The sequence below is a fragment of the Haloimpatiens lingqiaonensis genome (genome assembly GCF_901447495.1).
GTDB classification, from domain to species: Bacteria; Bacillota; Clostridia; order Clostridiales; family Clostridiaceae; genus Haloimpatiens; species Haloimpatiens lingqiaonensis.
In genome coordinates, this window is the sequence record NZ_CABDWS010000019.1 from 1 (window position 1) to 16,009 (window position 16,009).

The window sequence follows — 16,009 nt, forward strand, 5'->3', positions numbered from 1 at the left end:
ATACAAACACTATCACTAATTACCACATAACTAATCATCACATTTAGGCAATGGAGCTTTACTTGCCACACTTTAAGATATTTTTACAGAAATACTTTTAATTTTTAGTCATATATATTTTTACCGCTTAGATTTATGTTTAGACTTATTTTAAATAAAAATGTTTAGCTATAATATTTGAATTTACTTTAAATAAAATGTTTAGATATAATGTTTGAATTTACTTTAAATAAAATGTTTAGATATAATGTTTAGACTTACTGTTTAGATCTACTATAAAAAAATAAAGATTGCCAATGAATAATTTCACTAGCAATCTTCAAATTTTTTTAGTAATGTAAACCGCCGCAGAAATAATCAGCAGAGATTTTATAGTTCAGATGTACAATTTTGACACCTTGTAGCTTCTATATCTATTTCAGTACAGCAGAATGGACATTTTTTTGTAGTTACTACTGGTGTTTCCTTTTTCTTAAATCTATCAAATTGACGAATAACTATGAATATGGAAAACGCTATTATTAGAAAATCTATTACATTATTTAGGAATAGTCCATAGTTTATAGTGGCAACTCCTGCCTTTTTAGCTTCTGCTAAGGAATTAAATTCTTTACCACTTAAATTTATGTATAAATTAGAAAAATCAACTTTGCCCACCAAATTACCTATTATAGGCATTATTATGTCATTCACTAAGGATGAAACTATTTTACCAAATGCTCCACCTATGATTACACCTACTGCTAAATCTACTACATTGCCTTTTAAAGCAAACTTTTTAAATTCTTTTAACATACTATTAGCCAACTTTAATTAAGTTGGCTCTCCCCTCCTTCCATGCAAAAATAAAATTTTATATATAGTTATTATTATTTAATTATAGTTATTATAATTGCTTTTGTAAATAAGAAATGATAAAAAGATGATAGTAATTTAAGATATACTAAAATTTATTTTCAATATTAAATAACGTAAAGCCCGTAAAACCTCCACCACAAGTGTACAAAGTTTTACGGGCTGAATTATAAAAGCAATTTTTTTTACATATTCATACTTTACTATTTTCTTATACTATTTTCTTATTTTCTCATTTTCTTATTTTCTCATTTTCTTATTTTCTCATTTTCTTATTTTCTTAGACTATCTTCTTATACTATTTTCTTGGACTATCTTGCTAGACTATTTTGTGCGAAGCGTAGTGTTCTTCAGCTTCCTTCTGCTTTTCCTCTAGATAAGCGCATATATCCTTAAAATCTTTAATCCATTTTATTTTGGCAAGTTCTCTTAAATCAATAACTATACCTGTGCTTTTTTGTTTTATAAATTCCATATTATATATTGGTGTTTCCACAAAACCTCTTTTGTAATTATATACGCATGGCACAAAGTCCTGCCAGTTGTTTTCAAAGTATTTTGTTTTAGCAAAGCATAATCTATATATGTGAAAAATCATCCCTAGTGGGGAGCTTTTCTTTGCAAATTTGTGACTGAAATATTCTTGGTCCGGATATTTTTCCTGTAATCTTACCCAGTAAAGTCTCTCATTTGGGTGAAGGTTGTATTTATCAAGTATTTTACACTTTTCATCGCCTAGTTCTTCCCTCATTATTCTTTCCCTTTCTTCTGCTTTTAAGGCCTTTAAAGTATCATTATCCATAACACTACAACTCCTTCTACATTTTTAAATATCTTTTCTTTTGTAAAAACCTCTACTAATTATATTTCACTGCCTCTTACTTATACTTTATTACTTATTACCTATTACTTTATTACTTTTTACTTTATTACTTTTTACTTTATTACTTTATTACTTTTTACTTTATTACTTTTTACTTCTCACTTAATTGTCAATTGTCAATTGTCAATTTTCTCTTCTTACCTCTATTCTATTATCCCAATACCTTTATTTCCAATATGGATTATTTATAAACAATATTTCATCTATAGATTATTTCTATTTAATTCATTATTTCTATTTAATTGAATATAAGCCAGTGGAATTCACTAACCTTAAAGAATATTATCTTTTACTGATTCAAATAATACTATGGAAAGGTAATTTTAATTTTATTTGAAAGGTGGTTTGTAAAATGACTGTTGTTAATAAATTAGGTCAAACATTGGAAATGATTAAAGCATCAGAATCTAGTTGTAAGACTTTCTCTATGGATACAGATGATCCTCAAGCAAAGAAGTTATTTAATCAAGTAGCTGAAAATTTAAAGATGTGCGAAGGTATGCTTCAAAGTAGAGTTAACTATATCATGAGTGAAGAACCTCAATATCAACCTCAAGAGCAACAAAAACAAATTGAACAACAAATACAAGCGCAGCAACAAATGCAATCTCAACAACAACAACAACAATAGAATAAATTGAGGAGTAAGAAGTAAGAGTGAAAAGATTAGGTACTAGGTGCTGGGTGCTAGGTACTAGGAAAGGAGGATTTTCCTCCACTACGTTACGGAAAATCTTTAATTAAATAAATGGTATAGTGGGAAAAGGTATAACTGATTCATTAAATGAAGTGGTTATATCTTTTCTTTTTGAGAGCTTAAAAAATCTTTTATTGGCGATAGCCAGCGAAAATATAGAAATATTAAATATCAAATATCAGTTAAAGTGGGAGATAACGGTAGCTACGTCCCTGGAGAACGATCTCTAACCTTCAGATGAATAAAAACTCCATCTGAAGGTTAGAGATCTGTTTATATCAATGCCTAAGGCTATAAACATCATTTATTTATGATGCGGTTCTGCGTATCACCTTCAAGTGAGGTTTTTCCATTTTATTCTTCTGTATAAATCCTACATAATTATGGTATAATTCTAAAGTACAGTATAGAAAATCCGTAGTAGGATGGCTACGGAGGTTTTGAACATTTTATCCTCCTAGGCTATTGGTGAATTATTTCACTTATAGTTAGGGGGTGGTATTGGATATGCTAGAGTTGATTATAAAAAGTTTTACTGCTATCTATATTATTAGATTAGTTTTAAAACATTGTCTTTTTATATCTAGGTTACTTATCAAGATTAAATTTCTTGGTATTCACATAGAACTTAACGGCAAAGAGAAAAAGCACCCATCCCACGAAGATTAGTGCTTCACTCTCAATTAAATCTTTATTTAATTCAACCAATAGCCCTAAAACAAAATAAATGTTCTAAGGATTGCTTAGTGTTAGCGCACTAAGCTTTTCTTATTTATATTATATCAAATTTTTATAAAAAATAAACCTATATAATTTTTTCTATTTAAAAATTTTAATCTCAATAATATAAATTGGAATTTGTGATTGAGAAAATTTCAAAATCAATTTGCCTTTTCATCTCTAAATTGGAATTTGTAAACCACTTTATATTTTGTTATTACTATCCAAAATAGAACCAATGACGATGCCAATAAGCATTCCTACTCCTGCTCCTAAAGGTATAGAAAATATAGAATTATCCCCATCTATGATAATACTAATAATAATTCCTATACCAGCACCAAAACATAATCCAAGTGATATACCTATTGTTAAATACTTGTTTGCATCTTTTTTCATATCACACCTCTTTCAAATTACTATTTATTGAATCGCGTGTACTCTCTACATCACAATATCTTACTATTATGAATTAACTTATTTTTCAATTATATCATACTTTTAGAATTTACTTTTCACAAATTAATTATAAAAAACTCTTTGAGTTTTATCCTTAAATCTTACTTCTTACTTTTTACTTCTTACTTTTTTACCTCTTACTTATACACAAAACTAAGATTTATACAAACAATTGCCTTTCGGCAAAATAAATTGAATTGTAGTTACTGCTTTATTTTAACAAGTATACTATAACTTTTCGAAAGGCTCCGCCTAAAAAATATTATGAGCCCCTTATTTGATATTTATTATTTGATATTTATTATTTGATATTTATTATTTATATATCTAGCCTGGCTACCGCCAATAAAAGATTTAAGTTAAGTCCTAAAAATAGCTAACACAATTTCAAAACGTAAAATTATGTTAGCTATCTTTTACTAGCCCACTAGCCAACTAGTCCACTAATTTTGGCCCTCTAGCACACTAGCCAACTAGCACACTGAAACATCCTTTAGTAGGCTGTCCTCTCCCCGTGACCATATACGCATGACCTGAAAAATCTGATTTTAATGGAGTGATAAATGTGAAATTTAGGACTATTGAACTAGCCTTAGAACTTCTTTATTTGTCCATTTAAAGCACCGTTAAGAAGTTTTCATTGCTTGAGCGAGGCACGAGTGAGTTTGAAAACTTTAGGGGCTTTAAATGGACAAATATTAGAAGTTCTTGGCGTATTGTTCAAGTCCAAAATTTCACATTTATCACGGAATTAAAATCAGATTTTTCCTATGCCACTTCCGTCACAATTTTTCTATATTTCAAAGGTTATGTATTTTCCTATAATTGAGTCTATAGTTTTCTTATCTTCTCTGTCAGCGTATATGGTTAACATATAGTATCCCTTGGAGACTTCATATATAGGTTTAAATAACATTATTATAGCTGTACTCATAGATACAATTATAAAAAATATAGCTGAAAGCAAAATTGTAGATACCACTGTTCCTCCAGCAGAAACAGGATTTAAAATTGGCATGGGGATTACTGAGTTTCCTTGAAATAGTCCTATAATTGCACCTAATATAGCTCCACATAATCCGAATTTTAATGTAGTATTTATTTCTCTTTTTAATAAAATACAGGTACCCCATACTTCTTCTACATAGTTATCTGTAAGCTGTTTACTGTTTAAGTTGTAAATGCCATTGTTATTGAAATCATCAATAGCTCCCTGCAGATCTTCCTTTTTTGAGAATATCTTTGTAACTCTGTAGGTGTATCTAGGCATGTTTTCTAATTTACTTTTCATATTTTCATGCAATGCGTTTTGGGTTTCTTCTTGCATTACCTTTTCATTAACTTTTCTATCTAATTCTTTCATTCTTTTTTCCTTTGCTAGTATTTGTTCTCTTTCCTTTTCATCTTCTCTAGACATACTACACTTCCTTTTTTGGTGAATTCCCCCACCACTTGCTCACACTGAAGTGGTGGTTCTAGGAAAATCATTTATATTCTCTTGTATCCAACAATTCATCTATTTTAGCTTGAAGAAAATTACTTATGGAATCTTCACTGCCTATTATCCACCCATAGTTGTATAAATGTTCTTGGGATGAATTATAGCTAGGTTTTAAAGTTTGGAGATAATTTTTTACTGCATCGGGTATTTTATTTTCTTCCACTAAAAGCATTGGTCCATGCTTACCCTTATGGGATAAAATAGATGAGGTAACTGCTATTTGCCACTGTTTTGGATTTACAAATGTGAAACTATGTCCTGGCTTTGAAATCCCCCAACCAAAATCTCTAGGCCTTGTGCCCAGCCACCAGGAAAAATTTTTACCTACATCTTTATATCTTGCAAATCCCACTGCCATACTGTATGCATCTTCACCCATTGGAATTCTTTGCACGTGTCCATATCGTGATAGCTGATCTTCTGTAGCTTTTGAGATAAGTCCTTCTCTTGCTAATATGTATATGTATGCATTACCATGTCTATTGTTTAAGGCCTTTTCTACTTCCATGGGGATCTTATCTTTTTCTATGAAAAAGAATCCATCTCCCGCATGAGCATTCCAGGCTAATTGTGGCAGGGCATATTCAGGCTCTTCTATTGGGGCTATTATTACTGCATCCTTATGATCTCCTTGAATTGCTGCTAAATAGTTATCTATATTTAAACTTAGAGAAAAGGTGTTTTCTCCATTTATATGTCTATACTTAAGCTTTTGGTCATTTAATTTTTTTAATACACCCACATCCACGTCACCTATAAGGATGATTTTAATATTTCCATCTAAAAATACTCCCCTAGGCTTAAGTCTTTCTATTTCCTTTAAAGTTTCTTCTGGTATATAATCTTTTTTAATATAAAGAATGGGAGCATTTATGGGTTCATGTGATATTCTGCCAGCTAAAATTGCATCCTCTATTTTATCCTCTCTTACTAATATAACTGCATTGGGTCTATTATGTGCAAAATTACTTGGATAAGCTACTTGAGTTATGGCCACTGTAGTTTTATACATATTTTCACCCTGTATTCTAACGGTGTTGCTGGTGATCTTTTGCTCTGTAAAATTCTTATTCCCGATTTTATTACTAGGGGATTTTTGTTCTAAAGTATTTTTGTTTAAAGTTACTCTATTTTTACCATAGTAGGGTTTATGAAAAAACAGTATATATATGAGCATGGCTAAAATAATTATTGCACCTACTAATAGACTTCTATATATTTTTCTTAAAATTTCATTAGTCATAACACCTCACGCCCTTCCCTGTTTATATTGTTATTATTCTCCACGCCCTTGCTTACCGTAAAATCTTTTCATATTATTTCAATTCCTTAACTTATATATTCTACATTATGCCTATCTTTCTGCCACTTCTAACAAGTATCCAATTTGGTATATAGGAAATTAAAAATCCCACAAAGGCTGAAAGCTGCATAAACCCAAACCAAGCTATATTGTCTTCTCTTAAAATTACTGGTGAATATACTCTTTGAAGCCACCAGATACTTAGGTACATGCCTAATGAAACTGCAGTTATACAAATAATTGTAAGAGGTAAACTTTCTTTCACTGCTTCTTTGTATACTATGCCTTTCATTTTAGCTATGATGGTAGGCATGAATAGGAACCAGTTTAATAAAAAGGCAACTATATAGCTTATTATCATGTTTAAAATCATAGGATTTCCTAATAAAAAAGAGCCATATCTTCCGTAAAAACTTATCAGTGGATACCCTATGTAATTAGATATATAGTGAGTAACTATTATGCTAGATGCCCCAAAGGCTACGCTCATTACTGTAGCAACAGCACTTTGCTTCCATAGTGGCCTTAGCCAAACCACATTTTCATTCATTTTCATCCATGGGGAATTTATGTAGCATATTATGTAAAGCCATAAACCCACAGGCCCTAAAATAAGTACTACCAGTACCCACATTATTTTTGTAATAGAATTTAGCCCTTTCATTCTATAAAACGCATGCAATCCAGTCCAAAGGGCTCCTAATAAAGAAATTAGGCTAAATATTATGGAAAGTACATCTATTCCACTTACTCCCTCAGTCCCTAGTGTTTTATAGGGCTCTATTTCTTGTGAGTAGTCTCCTCTGGCTTGAACAGAAAAATCTATTATATCTTCATCACCTATTATCCATAAGTTGTTAAAAGGACCCTCTGCAGGTGTTACCCAGTAATTAGGTTTATTTCTCCAAAGATAGTTTTCTGTTAAAGTGGATAATTTATTTTTATCAGTCCATAAAATAGGCCCTGCCTTCCCTTTAAGTGAAAGTTGGCTGCCCATTAAAGCCATAATAGGTTTCTCCTTAGAACAAAGTATAAAACTCTGGTCATTGTCACTTCTGCTCCTGTTTATATTCCATCCAACGCCCTCTTCTTCATCATAAAATCTTGAAAAGTTAATGGAAAAGCTTTCGTGATTGCGTGCAGAAATAACCTTAACAGGAATGTTCAAGTTTTCTAAGTCTTCTATGAATTTCTCCCCTGCATTATTTTTTTTGCCAAGTATGTATACCTTTTTGGGTTTTATATTATTTATTACATTTTTGGATGAGTTATAAAGCTTATTGTCTTGGTTTAAATATAGTATTAAGCCTCCATTTTTGACTATCCAGGGTGCCACTGGAATTGCCATTAAAGGCTCTTTGTCAGAAATTATAAATGCATATTTTTCTTTGTCCTCTTTATATGCACTTTGAAAGTTTTGCATTTGGTATACTTTTTCTAAGAGTTCTTCTGTGTTTTCGTAGTTTATGGCTTTTGTGCTAAGACCTATATTTTCAAAATCTTTCTTTAGTCCATCTATATTTGAACCTAAAAGAAGTATCTGTGAATTTTCCAAAGACATTATTCCTTTTGGGAATATATTTTTTGCATAATTTAGGACAGTATCTTTGTTTTTATCATCTATTTGTATAATAGGGCTGTTGTACTGCTTCACCAGTGGCATCAGACTTAAAATATGCTGCCACTGTTGTGATTTGATTATTATGAGTCCATTGGGTTTGCTTTTATAATCCCCCACTGGAAACAAAATATCTGAAATCTTTATGCCCATATCCTCTTGAGATTTTCCCATAACTCTTATGGTATTTCCCGTGTTTAGATGAATTCTTTCATTTTCTATATTTATTTTTTCTGGTATAATAGCGTTTTTTAAAATTCTCATCTGTCCAAAAACTAATATAAAACATAGAAGCATAGCTACATATACAGATACTTTTTTCATGTATATCTCTCCAATCATCATATTGCACTTTTAGGTTTTCTATCATATATTAGTATTTGTTTTTCTCCCCAAAAAATGCATAAAAGGTGGGATATTTTATCACACCTTTTATGCATACATATATATTTTTTAAAAATTCAATTCATACATTTATATTATTTTAATTTATTCATCGATTTATAATTCCAAATAAGAGTTTTTGATTTTTAAATTTGCATATCTTAATAATTAGTCTACTATCTTGTAACCTACGCCAAAAACTGTCTCTATTATGGAGTTCTTTAAGAATTTTTTTGTTTTCCATCTAATATCACCCATTTAAATTCTATTACAACACATATATGTTAAAAGTTACAATCTAGATACAATTGGGCCTTAAATTGAAACATTTATAGAATATAATTAGGAGACTAAAAGTAAATTTCATTATTTGTAAAAACAAGTTTATCCTACGTGCTAAATTAATCTAAATGCAAGTATATATTCTGTATTGAACTTTCGCAATTATAAAATAAAAATGTAAAAAGAACAAAACTCCTTAGGAGTTTTTGAAAATATGAATTTTATGTCAATAATCAAAAGAAAGCGAGGGAAAAAATTTTGTGCGGCTTTGTAGGTTATTTTACTGATAAAAAAGTCAATCCAGTACATATTGAAACTTTAAAAAAAATGAGCTCTTTGATACAACATAGGGGACCTGATGACGAAGGTATACATGCGAGTGATAATATTTTGTTGGGTTTTAGAAGGCTTAGCATACTATCCTTAGATGCTGGTAAACAGCCATTTTCATATGATGATAATAAATATCACATTATTTTTAATGGAGAAATTTATAATTATATTGAACTAAGGGAAAGTCTTATGAATGAAGGTATAGAATTTTGTACAGATACTGAGGCAGAGGTCATATTAGCCCTATATAAGAATAAGGGTAAGTCCTTTGTAAAAGACCTTAGGGGCATGTTTGCTTTTGCCATCTGGGATGAAGTTAATAAAAAACTCCTATGTGCTAGAGATCCTTTTGGCATTAAACCTTTTTATTATATGGGAAATGACCAAAGTTTTTATTTTGCGTCAGAGTTAAAGAGCTTTACATGCATACCTAATGGGTACTCCAATGAAATTTCTCAGGAATCATTACATAATTATTTAACATTTCAATTTGTTCCTGAACCTAATACTATGCTTAAAAACATAAAGCTTTTAGAAGCAGGCTCTATTTTAGAAAAAAATCTAAATGAAAATATTTCTATTGAAAAGTACTGGCATCCTAAGTTTAATCCTATGATTAAAAACGGAAACGAAAAGATTTGTGAAATTAAAAATGCCTTGGAGAATTCAGTTAAGATTCATATGAGAAGTGATGTGCCTGTAGGTTGTTTCTTGTCTGGCGGTATAGACTCTACTATAATCGCCCTACTAGCTAAAAAATTTAATCCTAATATTAAAACTTTCACTATAGGCTTTGATAGAAATGGATACAGCGAAGTGGATATGGCATATATCATGAACCGCAATCCCTAAAAATGTTTTCATATATACCATCTTCCCTTAAACATGCTTTAAAACATATTGCTCATGTTTTTCCAGATGGAGTTAAGGGCAAAAGTTTTATAGAAAGGGGATGCTGTTCTCTAGAAGAAAGATATGTGGGAAATGCTAAGATATTTAAGGATTATGAAAAAATGGATTTTCTTAAAAATTACAATAAATCTTTAAGTTATACTTTGGTAACAAAACCCCTTTATGATGCTGCCACAAAATACGATGACATTACAAAAATGCAGTATGTGGATATAAATACGTGGCTAAAAAATGAATTGTACTCTTGGGCTGAATCTACTATTAAAAATAGCATGGCCGATGAATATATAAATAAAGAAAATACATTAAAGATGCTGGAAGTTCATAGAACAGGACACATAGACTATAGCAGAAAGCTATGGACGATAATTACATTTATTTTATGGCATAAAGTTTTTGTTGAGGAAAATAAATTACAGGCTAAGGCTATTTAAAAGTAAGAAGAAAAAATATAAATAAAATTGGAAATTATTTATTAAGGTTTTATGGTGTAAGTAAAAGTGTAGTTATTTTGCTACCTAACGGTCTGCGGGCTTACCAACCTTTTCTTTTTTTATAACTTAAAGATTTTCTGAATAAAATAAAGAAACTCCACATTAATTGATATCTGATATTTGATATTTGATATTTGATATTTGATATTTAGTCCAGCTATCGCAAATAAAAGATTTAATTTAAGTCCAAAAGGATAAATAACATAATTTCACAACGTGAAATTATGTTATTTATTCTTTTTACATTCTAAAATTTTTCGTAATGCAATGAAGAAAAATTATCCTTCACTAGCCCACTAGCCCTCTAGCACACTAGCACACTAATTTTGGCCCTCTAGCCCACTAGCCCTCTAGCACACTAATTTTGACCCACTGAAAAGTTTCTATGATGCTAGTTGTAAAAATTCATTCATGGATATGGAGTATTGAATTTCTTTGGCTAGCTCCTTGTCTTCTGTAAAACCTAGTCTTTTAAATGCTCTTTGAGAGCGCTTGTTTTTACAATGAATCTTAGCTACCACTTCATCTACTCTCCAGTTAAAAAAAGCATGTTTTAAGCCTTCAAAAATTGCATTGGTTCCCAGGCCTTTTCCCCATTTATCTTTGTCTCCAATCACTATCACCATCTCGGCGCCGGAGCTTTTAGGCACAAGTCTTAAAAAACCAACTGGCTCTTTTTCCTTGGTGGTTACAACAAAGAAACTTCCATCTTGATTGAATAAGTGAGTTAAAATTGGCATGTTAACTCTGTATATTACTTGTTCAATGCTCCTGCTGACATTTTGTCTTTCATTTAAATACTGTGTAACTTCATTATCCTTTAGCCAATCTGCTATCATACAAGCATCTGATTTGAATACTTCTTGACGCAATTGAACCTTACTAACCATTTTACTCCCTGTTGTATAAAATCTACATGTGCATTTATATTAACTTCTATTATATTTTGGTAGAATTAATACAACAGTTCACCTCCTCCACAAAATAATAAACCCTCTCTATATATAAATTTAATATTTGTATATTTCATTGACTACATGTATTTACTTAATTATAAGCCATTTACATTTATGTAATTATAAATCATTTGTGTAAATGATTTGTGCATTCCTCAATCATTTATATCAAATGCCCTATTGAACTGTCAACGGCTGGAATTTGACTCTAATTATGTTTACTGGAAAATGCCATCAGAAACTTGACTTTCCCTCCCCTTTACTGCTTAATCTACCCATACTCCATTTAATCCAAATTAATTGAAAAAAAAGTATATTAAAACCCAATATGAACTTTATAATTTCGTAAGAAAATCTTCATTTTTATGGTATGCATTTTGTAATATGTTTCCTTTATTATTAACTTAATAACATAAAGGTGCTATTCTAAATTTTATTTGAATAGCTAACTTATAATCCCTATGTATTATTTATTAAAGAAATGGTATTGAGGAGGTTTTTTTATGGAAGGTTTAAGTTCTAATAATTCAATTTGTAAAGATAAAAATCACAAAAACTACAAAAGAAGAAAACGTAAAGTTCGAAAAGTTAAATATAGATTGATATTCCTTACCCTGCTTGTAGTTGTGCCTTTGATCATTTTTTCTCGTAATTTGATGAATTACAATAAAAATTATAACTACCATTTAGGAGAAAAAATATATAAGTCAATGAGTGATGAACAAAATAGAAAAAAAGCATATGTAAGTGCTATATATCTTAATGGAGGCTATTCTGAAAATACTTGCGTGCTATTTTTATCAGAAGTTTTAAGGATGAATGGAGAAAAAATAGATGTTAAAGTTTGTAATACCAATAGGCTTTTAGATATAATGAAAGCAGATGGTTGGAAAATTGAAAGAGATTATAAAAAATTAAAGCCAGGGGATATTTGTTTTACTACAGATGAGTCTTTGAATAAAAAAGGTATTCCATCTCATACTTATATATTTATGGGATGGCAAAAGGAAGGCAGCTATGATTATGCCTACATTTGTGACAATCAAGCCAAGGATTACCAAGGCAAAATATATCATTTGAGGAATATAGCCAAAGTTGATAAGATAGGCAAAAGTTCTAAGGAGCCCTTTAGCTTTTTTATGTATAAAAGATAAGAGTAAGAGGTAGTAGGTAAAACTAAAAGTTAATAAGTAAGAAGTAAGAGTTTCTTAAAAGGCTTTATCCTTCATATATAAATTGTCAATTGTCAATTATCAATTATCAATCGTCAACTGTTACTTATTAATTAGAACTATATATTTTGGGGGGATTATAGGTGAATACAATTCATAACGTGCTTGTGGTAGATGATGAAAAGGAAATTAGGGATGCTATTGAGATTTATTTGAGAAGTATTGAAAATATAAAAATAATAAAGGCTGGGGATGGCTTGGAGGCCTTGGACGCTTTGGAGTGCAATGAAGTACACTTAATTCTTTTGGATATAATGATGCCAAATTTAGATGGCATAAGGACTTGTATGAAGATAAGAGAAAAAAGAGATATTCCTATTATAATGTTATCGGCTAAAAGTGAAGATACGGATAAAATATTAGGACTAAATATAGGTGCTGACGACTATATAACTAAGCCTTTTAATCCACTGGAATTAGTGGCTAGGGTGAAATCTCAGCTTAGAAGATATATAAACTTTGGGAATTTTCCTAAAAGCTCTAGTGATCAAATAGTTATAGATGGGCTGGTTATAAATAAAGCTAGACATGAGGTTTCTGTGGACGGAAGCCCCGTAAAGCTTACCCCTATAGAATACGATATACTTCTGCTTTTAGCAGAAAATCGTGGAAGAGTGTTCCCTTCTAATGAAATTTATGAAAGGGTTTGGAATGAACCTTCTTTTAAAACAGAAAATACTGTATCAGTTCACATAAGGAGGCTTAGAAAGAAAATCGAAATTAATCCTAAGGAACCTAGATATGTAAAGGTGGTGTGGGGCGTTGGATATAAAATTGAAAAATAAGCTCTTAGGCAATCACAAATTATGGAATTTATTAGAAAGATTTGTGTTTTTGTTGTTTATAGCTATTTTTGTTTTTTTTATTTTGATAAATTCAGCTATATCTTCTATTCATTCAAAAAAACAATATATATATAATGCACAACATACATTAACAGAAACAAATTCAAAACTTGATATTATGAATAATTTCCAAAATAACAAATCTGACACTAGTTGGATAGATTTTAATTCATGGATATCACTTTGTGCAAGACCTAGCAATTTATCTATTTACAAGAATACTAATAAACTCAGCATATTGTCTGAAAAATCTCAAGAGGAACTTAATAAGTTTAGCAAAAATTTTAAGCTTACTAGTGATAATAAAGATTTTAGCAGGTTGGTTAAGTTTATAATAATTGATAAAAGCAAGCTTACATTCATTACCAACGACATTGATAATATGGATTTTATTTCAAAAAATATTAAGGCATTTTCTCAGGAGGATGGCCAATTTTACACTTATGTTTCTAGTAAAGGTAAGTGGTACAATTTGTCCTATGATTCATCTTCAGCACCTGCTGGAAACTATGATAATTCAACTATTATACACAATCCTGAAAATTTTGTAGAAGCCTATTGGTTTCCGCAAAACTATGTGTATTCTAGGGAAGATAATTTTGTTATAGAAGATTTATTTAACCAAGCAAATGATAATTTTATGTCTTATAAGAATTCTTTGACACAAGATATTGCAAATAGGAATAGAGAAATAACTATATATAAGGTATTCATAGTTCTATACGGCATTGGTATTTTTGTAATTTTACTTTCCCTTTATCATTTAGGAAGGAAGCGAATTCTTAATGGATTAAAAAATAACTTTATATGGAAGTTTTTTATATCCATAGACAACAAATTTCAAAACAAAAGCTTTATTTTTAAAGTTATAAGCTATGTATTCCTAACTTTGTTAACCATATTTGTGGCGTTTATTAGCCTTTTTTCCTTTGGAATTCTATTTGTTGTCTTCATTCCTTGGGCATTTGTATATTTAGTATTTATATTCCCTAAAATAATTAAAGCTTTGAAGTATTTAGATGCTATAATAAAGGGCGCAGATAAGATAACTAGCGGTGATTTGAATCATGTTATTCCTGAAAAAGGAGATAAGTCTTTGGTTTCTCTTGCGGAAAATATAAATAAAATTAATAGAGGATTTAAGGTGTCCATTGAGGATCAAATAAAGAACGAGAAACTAAAAAGCCAGCTAGTGGCTAATGTATCCCACGATTTGAAAACTCCTCTTACTTCTATAATAAATTATACGGATATACTGCTTAGGGAGGATATTTCCCAGGAGGAAAGAGAAGAATATTTAAAGATTCTCTATAGAAAGGGTTTGAAGCTTAAAAAGCTTATAGATGATTTGTTTCAAATATCCAAAATAAATAGTGGCAAGGTGGATTTGAATAAGGAAAATGTGGATGTTATAGAGCTTTTAAATCAGTCTATTGCAGAATACTCAGATACAGAAATTTATAATGACAAAAATTTGAATTTTATTATTAGACCTTTTAGGGATAGTATTGAGATGCCTTTGGATGGAAATAAAATGTCCAGAGTTTTCGAAAATATAATAAATAATGTTTTAAAATATTCTCTAAAGAACACTAGAGTTTATGTGGATATTGAACCTCTGGATGGTTATGGTACTATAAATTATAATAGTCCTCTAAATGCTAGAAATGTTGTAAGTGACAACAGCATCACTAATAATGAATGCATGTCTTCAGAAAATAATTCTACTATAGTTACTAGAAATAACTCTAGTATAGTTAATGAAAATAATTCTAGTATGGTTAATGGAATTAATTCTAGTATGGTTAATGAAAATAATTCTAGTATGGTTAATAGAAATAATTCTAGTATAGTTAATGAAAATAACTCTAGTATGGTTGCTGGAATTAGAATAATATTTAAGAATATATCTGCTGCTGCGTTGAACTTTGACAGGAATGAAATTTTTGAGAGATTTACTCGTGGTGACGAATCTAGAAATTCACATATTGACGGCAACGGCTTAGGCCTCGCTATAGCTAAGAGTATAGTTGAGCTGCATGGTGGAAAAATGTATGTGGATTTTGATGGTGATCTTTTTAAGTCTATTATTGAGTTGAAGTAAGGTAAAAGGATAGGTGCTAGGTACTAGGTGCTAGGTGCTAGGTTCTAGGTTCTAGGTGATAGGTGATAGATGATAGATGAGGTGGGAAAGATAAAACTGGTGAGGAGTTTTAAGAAAATATAAATTTAAGAAATTCCATAGGAATTTCAACATTAATTGATATTTGATATTTCTATATTTTTGCTGGCTATTGGCAATAAAAGATTTTTAAAGAGCTAAAAAAAAGGCTATAACTACTTCATTTAATGAAACAGTTATAGCCTTTTTATAGGATTTTTACCACAATTATTTATTTATAATTATTTATTTATAATTATTTATTTACAATTATTTATTTAATTTTATATTATAGAGTAAACATGGATTTTTTATAAACATATACCATTATCCATATATTCTTATCCTTATACATTCATATACAATTATTATTC

Annotated in this window: 14 protein-coding genes; 7 read left to right on the plus strand and 7 right to left on the minus strand. The window is 30.0% G+C overall.

What is annotated here, in order from left to right; genetic code table 11:
• Positions 1 to 369: 369 nt before the first annotated feature.
• Together mscL and FGK85_RS05485 are read right to left on the minus strand one after the other, a co-directional pair.
• Positions 370 to 795 (minus strand): large conductance mechanosensitive channel protein MscL, encoded by a 426-nt coding sequence (gene mscL, locus FGK85_RS05480; RefSeq protein WP_138204561.1) that lies wholly within the window; start codon positions 793 to 795, stop codon positions 370 to 372.
• A gap of 379 nt (positions 796 to 1,174) precedes the next feature.
• A complete protein-coding gene (locus tag FGK85_RS05485) occupies positions 1,175 to 1,657 on the minus strand; it encodes a hypothetical protein (RefSeq protein WP_138204514.1) in 483 nt (160 codons plus the stop codon).
• 433 nt (positions 1,658 to 2,090) lie between these two features.
• Here FGK85_RS05485 and FGK85_RS05490 point away from each other — a divergent pair, with 433 nt between their 5' ends.
• Positions 2,091 to 2,369 carry a DUF1657 domain-containing protein gene (locus FGK85_RS05490; protein WP_138204516.1) on the plus strand — a complete coding sequence of 93 codons (279 nt, stop codon included), beginning with the start codon at positions 2,091 to 2,093 and terminating at the stop codon, positions 2,367 to 2,369.
• A 567-nt stretch (positions 2,370 to 2,936) separates the two neighbouring features.
• Positions 2,937 to 3,104, plus strand: a complete 168-nt coding sequence (locus tag FGK85_RS05495; protein ID WP_171011336.1) for a hypothetical protein — start codon at positions 2,937 to 2,939, stop codon at positions 3,102 to 3,104.
• Positions 3,105 to 3,359: 255 nt separating this feature from the next.
• On the opposite strand, the gene FGK85_RS05500 is transcribed toward FGK85_RS05495, so the two are convergent.
• From FGK85_RS05500 to FGK85_RS05515, 4 genes are all read right to left on the minus strand, one after another.
• On the minus strand, positions 3,360 to 3,554 hold the full coding sequence (locus tag FGK85_RS05500; RefSeq protein ID WP_138204520.1) for a glycine zipper domain-containing protein: 195 nt from the start codon (positions 3,552 to 3,554) through the stop codon (positions 3,360 to 3,362).
• 853 nt (positions 3,555 to 4,407) lie between these two features.
• Complete coding sequence (locus FGK85_RS05505) at positions 4,408 to 5,031, minus strand: magnesium transporter (RefSeq protein WP_243122808.1); 624 nt, start codon at positions 5,029 to 5,031, stop codon at positions 4,408 to 4,410.
• A 67-nt stretch (positions 5,032 to 5,098) separates the two neighbouring features.
• Positions 5,099 to 6,358: a cell wall-binding repeat-containing protein gene (locus FGK85_RS05510; protein ID WP_138204522.1), complete on the minus strand. Its 1,260-nt coding sequence runs from the start codon at positions 6,356 to 6,358 to the stop codon at positions 5,099 to 5,101.
• Positions 6,359 to 6,458: 100 nt separating this feature from the next.
• Entirely contained in the window at positions 6,459 to 8,360 is a 1,902-nt protein-coding gene (locus FGK85_RS05515; RefSeq protein ID WP_138204524.1) for a DUF4396 domain-containing protein, read from the minus strand.
• Between the two features lie 600 nt (positions 8,361 to 8,960).
• Between FGK85_RS05515 and asnB the strand changes: the two genes are divergently transcribed.
• A complete protein-coding gene (gene asnB, locus FGK85_RS05520; protein ID WP_243122809.1) occupies positions 8,961 to 9,887 on the plus strand; it encodes an asparagine synthase (glutamine-hydrolyzing) in 927 nt (308 codons plus the stop codon).
• A gap of 2 nt (positions 9,888 to 9,889) precedes the next feature.
• Positions 9,890 to 10,381, plus strand: coding sequence for an asparagine synthase-related protein (locus FGK85_RS15570; protein WP_243122810.1), 492 nt, complete (start codon positions 9,890 to 9,892; stop codon positions 10,379 to 10,381).
• A gap of 443 nt (positions 10,382 to 10,824) precedes the next feature.
• Here the strand turns inward: FGK85_RS15570 and FGK85_RS05525 are convergent, their stop codons facing one another.
• A complete protein-coding gene (locus tag FGK85_RS05525; RefSeq protein WP_138204526.1) occupies positions 10,825 to 11,331 on the minus strand; it encodes a GNAT family N-acetyltransferase in 507 nt (168 codons plus the stop codon).
• Positions 11,332 to 11,900: 569 nt separating this feature from the next.
• Here FGK85_RS05525 and FGK85_RS05530 point away from each other — a divergent pair.
• From FGK85_RS05530 to FGK85_RS15720, 3 genes are all read left to right on the plus strand, one after another.
• On the plus strand, positions 11,901 to 12,551 hold the full coding sequence (locus FGK85_RS05530) for a hypothetical protein (RefSeq protein ID WP_138204528.1): 651 nt from the start codon (positions 11,901 to 11,903) through the stop codon (positions 12,549 to 12,551).
• A 170-nt stretch (positions 12,552 to 12,721) separates the two neighbouring features.
• Positions 12,722 to 13,414 (plus strand): response regulator transcription factor, encoded by a 693-nt coding sequence (locus FGK85_RS05535; protein ID WP_138204565.1) that lies wholly within the window; start codon positions 12,722 to 12,724, stop codon positions 13,412 to 13,414.
• Positions 13,392 to 15,578, plus strand: coding sequence for a sensor histidine kinase (locus tag FGK85_RS15720; RefSeq protein ID WP_138204529.1), 2,187 nt, complete (start codon positions 13,392 to 13,394; stop codon positions 15,576 to 15,578). The genes FGK85_RS05535 and FGK85_RS15720 overlap by 23 nt, the downstream gene beginning before the upstream one ends.
• Positions 15,579 to 16,009: the final 431 nt, after the last annotated feature.

Coding starts and splice junctions, on each gene's coding strand:
- mscL (WP_138204561.1), bottom strand. CDS start 795: ATGTTAAAAGAATTTAAAAAGTTTGCTTTAAAAGGCAATGTAGTAGAT.
- FGK85_RS05485 (WP_138204514.1), bottom strand. CDS start 1,657: ATGGATAATGATACTTTAAAGGCCTTAAAAGCAGAAGAAAGGGAAAGA.
- FGK85_RS05490 (WP_138204516.1), top strand. CDS start 2,091: ATGACTGTTGTTAATAAATTAGGTCAAACATTGGAAATGATTAAAGCA.
- FGK85_RS05500 (WP_138204520.1), bottom strand. CDS start 3,554: ATGAAAAAAGATGCAAACAAGTATTTAACAATAGGTATATCACTTGGA.
- FGK85_RS05505 (WP_243122808.1), bottom strand. CDS start 5,031: ATGTCTAGAGAAGATGAAAAGGAAAGAGAACAAATACTAGCAAAGGAA.
- FGK85_RS05510 (WP_138204522.1), bottom strand. CDS start 6,358: ATGACTAATGAAATTTTAAGAAAAATATATAGAAGTCTATTAGTAGGT.
- FGK85_RS05515 (WP_138204524.1), bottom strand. CDS start 8,360: ATGAAAAAAGTATCTGTATATGTAGCTATGCTTCTATGTTTTATATTA.
- FGK85_RS15570 (WP_243122810.1), top strand. CDS start 9,890: ATGTTTTCATATATACCATCTTCCCTTAAACATGCTTTAAAACATATT.
- FGK85_RS05525 (WP_138204526.1), bottom strand. CDS start 11,331: ATGGTTAGTAAGGTTCAATTGCGTCAAGAAGTATTCAAATCAGATGCT.
- FGK85_RS05530 (WP_138204528.1), top strand. CDS start 11,901: ATGGAAGGTTTAAGTTCTAATAATTCAATTTGTAAAGATAAAAATCAC.